The organism is Microbacterium sp. Bi128 (assembly GCF_918698205.1).
On the sequence record NZ_CAKKMM010000704.1, the window covers coordinates 1 to 2,611 of the forward strand.

Here is a 2,611-nt window from a genome sequence, read left to right on the forward strand (position 1 = left end):
AAGGGTGCAGGAGTTGGGGGGGGGCGGTGGGGGCGGCGGTCCGGTGGCGTCGTGCACAACTCCTGCGGGTTCCGGGCCGCAAGGGCCGTGGCGTGCCGAGGCGTCGGATGCGCAGGAGTTGTGCCGTGTGGGCGCGCGGGGAGATCGGCCGGGCACAACTCCTGCGGAACGGTGGATGCCGGGGGGTCGCGGCGGCCGCGACCCGGTTGTGCAGGAGTTCTGCTGTCGCTGCCGATCTGGCGCCCCGATGCGCACAACTCCTGCACGACCGGCCGTACGCGGCCTCCGGAGCCTTGGAGCCCACCTCCCGCAGGAGTTGTGCTGCGGCGGTGGCGCCGGCGCGCGAGCGGCGTCGCGCACAACTCCTGCACCTTCGCGCCGACAACGGTCCCGGCGCCCCGATACGCCGGATATGCAGGAGTTGTGCCCGCCCCGGCGACACCGGCGGGCCGAGCCGCAGCCCGCTCACGCGGTGTAGTCGAATCGGCTGATCTCTTCCAGCGCCTCGACGACGAACGAGACGCTCTGCTCGAACAGCTCGGCGCCGTGGGCGGCGTTCGCGCCGGTCGGGTCGCCGAGCACTCCCGTGGGGCCGAAGTCGTTCGAGAGCCAGCCGAAGGTCACGGGCTTGCCATTGAAGCCGATGTGCCGGAAGTCGCCGATGTGCGCGGGCACGGTGGCTTCGAACTGCGACGCGTCGACGAGCTCGGGGCGCAAGTGCATGATCATGCTCGTCTCGCCGTGCCCGGCGTGGATGCCGGTGCCGTGCTCGTCCGGGCCGCCGTCGGTGCCGTCGAACGAGGGCACGCGCGCGGCGGGCATGAAGAACGTGCGCAGCCCGAAGCGGCGGCGCAGCTCCCGGTTCGCGACGTTCAGCAGCGCGACGTTGCCGCCGTGGCCGTTGAGGAACACGAGCGTCCGGGCTCGCGTCGTCATCAGCGACCGTCCGATGTCGACGACGGTCTGCATCATCGTCTCGGGCGTGAGCCACAGCGTGCCCGGCGCCCACGAATGCTCGTCCGACTTCGTGATCGACAGGGTCGGCAGCTGCCAGACGTCCAGGCCCATCGCCGCGGCCCGCGCGACGGCGGCGGTGGCGGAGGCCTCGGCGACGATGGCATCCGTCGCCAGGGGCAGGTGCGGACCGTGGTGTTCGATCGCGCCCGTGGGCAGCACGAGGATCGACTCAGAGGTGAGGGCCTCGGCGGCCGCGGGGCCGCTGAGTTCGGCGAGCAGGCGGCTCATCGGATCGCTCCCTTGCGCGGGCCCGCGTACGTCGGGTCGAGTTTGCCCGGGTTCAGCAGCCCGTGCGGGTCGGTCACGCGAGCGGTCTCGGCGGTCTGCTCGACGTTGAAGTCGACGTTCCACTGGTGCGGGTTGTGCACGCCCACGCCGATCGCGTTGAGCGCGGCGATGCCGGCGTACACCTCGTCCTCGCTCACGTAGGGCGCGGCGAGCATGCCGATCGGGTGCTCGCGCGTGGATTCGACGTGCAGCTTCCCCCCGGGGAACACCGCCTCGACGGCGTCGACGGCCTCGGTCAGCGGCATCCCGGCCACCTCGAGGTGGAACACCTCGTGCGGCTGGCTCTTCTGGTACCACTCGATCGGGTGGTTGTAGCTGAGCATCGACAGGCGGATGCTGGCCTGCGGCCCCTCGCGCACCGCCTCGACGCGGCCGCCCGCGCCCTCGACGATCGCGGTGACGGTGTCGATCAGCGACGCGTCGATGATCGTGCGCAGGCTCGACCGGCCGGCCGGAATGGCCTCGTCGGGCGGGAGGGATGCCGAGATCTCGGGCCCGTCGCCCGAGACCAGACGCGGGGCCGGCTCGAGGTTGCCGATGGTCTGCAGCACCGAGAGGGTGCCGGCATAGTCGGGGAAGCTCGCCCACAGCCCGCGCCATTCGCGCAGCGGCTCCAGGCGGACCGTGGCGCGCACGATGACGCCCGCCGTGCCGTAGTTGTGCACGTACTTCTGGGCTTCGTCGCCCTCGACGTGGAGGATGTCGGCGCTGCCGTCGGCGTGCACGACGTCGAGCGCGGCGACGAAGCCGCGGTCGTTCGAGCCGTGCTCGATCGAGCCGGTGCCGCCGGAGCCGCCCGAGAGGAAGCCGGCGAGGGTGGACTGCGCGGTCGAGGGGTACATCCAGAGGGCCTGGCCGGCGGCCCACGCGGCCTGCTCGAGCAGCACCATGGGGGTGCCCGCCTCGGCGGTGATGTAGCCGTCGCCGACCTCGACGATGGCCTTCGCGCGGGTGGTGTCGATGACCAGTCCGCCGTGCATCGGGATGCCCTGGCCGTAGTTGCCGGTGCCCTTGCCGCGCACGGTGACGGGAACGCCGTGGCGCGCGGCGGCGGCGACGGCGATCGCGATCTGCTCGGCATCCGCCGGGAAGACGACGAGGTCGGCGAGGCCGAGGGGGAGCTTGGCCGCGATGATCGGCGACATCGGCGAGCCGTCGGTGCTGGCGCGCTCGCGCACACGCGGTTCGGTGCTGACGGCGGCGGGACCCAGCAGGTCGAGCAGCTCGTCCTCGAGGGAGAGGACACGGGTGGCGGTGTCGGTCATGGGTGTCTCCGGGTGACGCGGGTGGGTGGATGCCGGGGTGG

The 2,611-nt window shown here is 72.2% G+C and carries 2 protein-coding genes; both read right to left on the minus strand.

What is annotated here, in order from left to right:
* Positions 1-465: 465 nt before the first annotated feature.
* Positions 466-1,245, minus strand: a complete 780-nt coding sequence (locus LQV45_RS25115; protein ID WP_138178308.1) for a creatininase family protein — start codon at positions 1,243-1,245, stop codon at positions 466-468.
* The coding region (locus LQV45_RS25120; protein WP_308288928.1) for an FAD-binding oxidoreductase at positions 1,242-2,611 on the minus strand (1,370 nt) is incomplete at its 5' end. The genes LQV45_RS25120 and LQV45_RS25115, both read right to left, overlap by 4 nt.

What these genes read in the sequence shown, in the direction of transcription:
- LQV45_RS25115 (WP_138178308.1), bottom strand. Translation starts at nt 1,245, where the DNA reads ATGAGCCGCCTGCTCGCCGAACTCAGCGGCCCCGCGGCCGCCGAGGCC.